This window comes from Bacillota bacterium, assembly GCA_024655925.1.
Taxonomy (GTDB): domain Bacteria; phylum Bacillota; class DTU025; order DTU025; family JANLFS01; genus JANLFS01.
In genome coordinates this window covers 1-4,616 of sequence record JANLFS010000153.1, presented here as the reverse complement: position 1 = coordinate 4,616, position 4,616 = coordinate 1, and the positions used below count along the sequence as shown (strand labels likewise).

4 protein-coding genes are annotated in these 4,616 nt (G+C 59.2%); all 4 read left to right on the top strand.

Annotated elements, in window-relative coordinates; translation table 11 throughout:
• The first annotated feature begins 588 nt into the window (after positions 1-588).
• The 4 genes from NUW23_15115 (at position 589) to NUW23_15100 (ending at position 4,542) form a co-directional block, all read left to right on the top strand.
• Positions 589-1,860 carry a dicarboxylate/amino acid:cation symporter gene (locus tag NUW23_15115; GenBank protein ID MCR4427489.1) on the top strand — a complete coding sequence of 424 codons (1,272 nt, stop codon included), beginning with the start codon at positions 589-591 and terminating at the stop codon, positions 1,858-1,860.
• Positions 1,861-2,065: 205 nt separating this feature from the next.
• A complete protein-coding gene (locus tag NUW23_15110; protein MCR4427488.1) occupies positions 2,066-3,097 on the top strand; it encodes a peptidylprolyl isomerase in 1,032 nt (343 codons plus the stop codon).
• A 443-nt stretch (positions 3,098-3,540) separates the two neighbouring features.
• Positions 3,541-4,080 (top strand): uracil-DNA glycosylase, encoded by a 540-nt coding sequence (locus NUW23_15105; protein ID MCR4427487.1) that lies wholly within the window; start codon positions 3,541-3,543, stop codon positions 4,078-4,080.
• Positions 4,081-4,140: 60 nt separating this feature from the next.
• On the top strand, positions 4,141-4,542 hold the full coding sequence (locus tag NUW23_15100; protein ID MCR4427486.1) for a TIGR04086 family membrane protein: 402 nt from the start codon (positions 4,141-4,143) through the stop codon (positions 4,540-4,542).
• Positions 4,543-4,616 lie beyond the last annotated feature (74 nt).

Below are 4,616 nucleotides of genomic sequence, written 5' to 3'. Positions count from 1 at the left end.
ACGGACAGCCGCGATGACCGCAGCCTCCTTCAACAGAGGGCTCAGGCGCGTCCCTCCGTCGAGCTCCACCGCCTCGTCCAGCAGGAAGACGTTCTCTCCCTTCTCCCGGTCTCGGCAATGCCTTCTCCTAAACGTGAGAGAAACCCCGACCTCCTCCGAGTTGGTTTTAGCCGCTTGCTCGTTTCGAGGAAAGGACTCCCTGTCCTTCTTTTCTCCCCGGGCCTCCCCCGGCGAGTACCACCCACTTAAACTCTACTCAGTCGCGCCAGCCGCGCCAGCACCAACAGGCCAGTTCGACTCGGTACCGCCAATTCGCCAGCGGATCTGAATATGCTATAGCATGCGACTAGGAGGGTGCGGGGTTCTCCCGCCGCCATACGGAGTGCAGTTCCGCAAAGCCGGTATCTTAGCATCCTACGGTGGAACCAAAGAGACGCAAGTGGGACAGGAGTGTCCTGAAGGCCTATTCGGAATTCCTGCCGAATATCGATGGTCCTAGGAGCCTCGTGTATCCCGACGCCGGCCGGGCACACCCGGTCTTCACTGTGAGGGGCGATTTCACTGTCCAAAGACAGTGTAGGAAGGAGGTTGTTTCGTTTGAAGCTTTACCAGAAGATCCTCATTGGCCTCGTGCTTGGCGTACTCGTTGGGTTGATCTTCGGAGCGAAGGCTTCGTCGTCCGCCCTGTTTGGCGCTTTGGGCAACCTGTTTCTCACGCTCATCAAGATGGTCATCGTCCCCCTCGTCTTCGCTTCTCTGGTCGCTGGCGCGGCCGGAGTGGGCGATGTGAAGAAGCTCGGCCGGATGGGCGGGAAGACCGTAGTCTACTTCCTCATCACGACTGCCTTGGCCGTGCTGATCGGGCTTGTTCTCGCCAATGTCATAAGACCTGGTTCCGGCCTTGTAATGGACATGGGCACAGCGACTTTCGAGGCCAGAAAAGCGCCGAGTCTGCTCGATACGATCGTCGGCATCTTCCCAGCGAACCCTCTTGATGCGATGCTTAAAGTCCAGATGCTTCCCATTATCGTCTTCGCCCTGTTCATCGGAATCTCCATTGCGCTCATAGGTGAGCGAGGTAAACCTGTGCTGGACGTTACCGAAAGCTTCGCACAGGTCATGTACAAGCTCACTTCCTTGATCATGGAGTTTGCGCCGTACGGCGTGTTCGGGTTGATCGCGACTACGGTCGGGAAGTACGGCGCAACCGTCCTGCTGCCGTTCCTCAAGGTCATAATCGCCGTATACCTCGGGTGCCTGTTGCACATGGGTATTGTCTACAGTCTCACCGTGTCTGGCTTCGGCAAGATGAGCCCCTCCGCGTTCTTTCGTGGGATTCTCCCTGCGCAGATCGTAGCATTCTCCACGTCCAGTAGCTCGGCCACCTTGCCCGTGACCATGAGATGCACGGAGGAGAACCTGGGAGTCCCGAAGGGGGTTTCGAGCTTTGTCCTACCGCTCGGCGCCACGATAAACATGGATGGGACTGCGCTGTATCAGGGCGTCTGCGCACTCTTCGTTGCCCAAGTCTACGGGTTGGGTCTCTCCTTGAGCCAGCAGCTTACGATAGTGCTGACTGCGACTCTGGCCTCAATCGGCACAGCCGGCGTGCCAGGAGCAGGGCTCATCATGCTGACTATGGTCTTGACCTCGGTCGGCCTCCCGCTTGAAGGCGTTGGGCTTATCGCGGGGATCGACCGCATCTTGGACATGGCCAGAACCACAGTGAACATTACTGGGGACGCTGCAGCCTCTGTATTCGTTGCGGCTACAGAAAGAGAGCTTGCGTCGGCGCAAGAGGGAAAAAACAGTGGCTGCATAGGCGCGGACAGGACTTCCCAACAAGGCTTCGGCAGGTAAGAGAGGGTCCCCGGCCGGATGGGAGAAAGCCGGTCGGGGACGCCTCGTCCCATATTTGGCAGTGGCCGCAGCGTGATGGAGGGTTGCAGGACGTCAGTCCTCGCAGGTTTTCAGTTCCTTGCAGGAATCCCAGCGTGAGGGGAGAAAGGTAAGTTGTGTTCCGGCGCAGCCACCGGGGCAATGTCAACGAAAGGGAAGAGGTTCAATGATCACAAGACTCAGGACCACAACCGCCCTATTCTGCCTCACCATGCTGGCACTGCTTCCTGCAACCGCCTGCGCCTCGTCCACCATTGTGGTGAGGCTTTCCGACGGTACCTCCCTCACGCTGGATCTGCCTGACGGGGTCTCCGACATCCACTCCCTCGGAGTGGTACGTGAGGGCAACGAGTCGGAGACGGTCCTGTGGGCCAAAGCTGATGAGGGCGATCCGGTTATCGCAGTCGTAAACGGGGAGGAGATATCCCGCCAGTCCTTCGTGGACAAGCTTGAAGACGCTGCTGGAATGGGCGTCCTTGCGCAGATGATAGGCGAGACTCTCATATCCCAGGCCGCTCGGGAGGCGGGTATCAGTGTCGAACCTCCCAGGGTGAAGGCGGAGATCGCAAAGCTCCGGGCAGAACTCGGCCCTTCGTTCGAGAGCGTGCTGGCTCAGTACGGCATGACCGAACAAGACCTAGCCGAGTCGGTTGAGCTCAGCCTTCTGGTCTTCGACCTATCCACAGCCCATGTCTCCCTGACCGAGGAGGACCTTCGCCGCTACTTCGAGGAACACAGAGCTGAGTATGAGGAGCCTGAACAGGTTAGGGCGAGCCACATACTCGTGGAGACCGAAGAGGAGGCCCGCGAGGTCCAAAGACTTCTCTCAGAAGGCGCAGACTTCGCGGAACTGGCGAGAGAGTGGTCCATCGACAGAGGTTCGTCGGTCAGAGGAGGGGACCTCGGGTTCTTCGCCCGGGGCGCGATGGTGCGGGCATTTGAGGACACGGCGTTTTCTCTCGCCCCAGGTCAGATAAGCGAGCCTGTGCAGACGGAATACGGGTACCACATCGTGCATGTGACCGATAGGGTGGATGTAGTTCCGGCGGTCTTCGAGGAAATGCGGGACTACGTCGAAAGGGCGATCAGGTCCCAGTATGCCAAGAGCCCTCAGGATCTTGCGGCCGAGCTATGGCGCAAGTCCGTAGTAGTGATAAACGACCCGAGGTATGTTGTGCTCCAAGCAGGCATGAGATAGGCTTCTCGTCTGGGAAGTCCGCCTCAATCCGCGGCCGGGGATCAACGCCCCGGCCGCGTGAGCTCCAAAACGGGATCTCGACCGAGAACAGCTCCTACCATCTCCACCCTGCGGATAGTATCGGCGAAAGGTTCGGAAAGCTGTCCAATGCACGGGGCTCGCAGCCTTCGTGGGTATTCTCCCAGCGGTGGAACCCATGCTGCGAATGTGGCATAATCAAGACGAAGCGGAAAGCAAGGAGGACCTTGTCAGTCATGGGGGAGGAGAGACAGCTCGGGCTGTTCGGGGACTTGTCTCAGCAGGGTTCGTGGGATGATGACGTGATCACGGTGGTCAGAGAGCACGAGCGAGAACATGTGGGTCGCTCTGTGGTGCCGCCTGCCCCATGGGACAGGGTGCCCGACCGCAAAGATCTTGCAGATCTCGCAGCAGTTGCGCAGGCCGTGGAACGATGTCGCGCCTGCCGGCTCGGCGAGACCAGAACTCGGAGTGTCCCTGGAGAAGGCAATCCCGATGCGGACCTGATGTTCATCGGTGAGGGCCCCGGTGTCGAAGAGGACCTCCAGGGCAGACCCTTCGTGGGAGCTGCCGGCCGGCTTCTGGACAAGATCATCGCTGCTATGGGGATGTCTCGAGATCAGGTGTTCATAGGCAACATCGTCAAGTGCCGCCCCCCCTACAACCGTGTCCCGGAATCAGCCGAAATCGAGGCCTGTCTGCCATTCCTGGCTCGCCAAATCAGGCTCATACGCCCTAGAATCATAGTTCTCCTGGGTGCGACCGCGCTTCGGGCTCTAGTCGACCCTGGCGCTTCCATCACACGAGCGCGAGGACAGTGGATAAGGGTCGCGAATACCATGATAATGCCCACGTTTCATCCGGCGGCGCTGCTGCGCGACCCTGCGAAGAAACGTCCTTTATGGGAGGATATGCAGCAGGTTTTGGAGCAACTGAAAGATCCGCTTCGAAGAGGGGAAGAATAGGACTAGCCCTCGCATAATACTCTTCCGGTGAAGAGCACTTGCGAGGAGGTGCAGCAGAAGATGGGGGCCGGCTCTCTCAGGCGTGAGAGCGACCGCGCCCAGATTCCCCTTTGGAAGCTGGTCGCTTTCGGTACCGGAGTCAGTTTTCTGTGCACGATCGTCCTTTCGGTACTGGGTGGAATCATCGTCAGCGTGTTCACCTTCCGCCCAGAGACGGTAACCACTGCGATTCCGATGATTGGCTACGTGAGTGCCGGTATTGGCGGATTGTGGGTTGGACGGAGAGTGGGGGAGAGAGGAGTGAGGAACGGATTCCTGGTGGGACTCGTGTACTTGGTACTCCTCTTGGCGGTTTCAGCCGCGGTCGTCCGCGAGCCCATGAGCGCCGCGTCCGTCGCGGTCCGGGGCGTCTCCACCCTCATAGTGTCCTCTCTGGGAGGGATCATCGGCGTCAACGCATAGGGGTAGGTGTTCGAGTTTCGAAGCCAAAGTGGAGTTTGAGTGGGCTGCCGGCGTTTAGGGTCAGCCCACTCCTA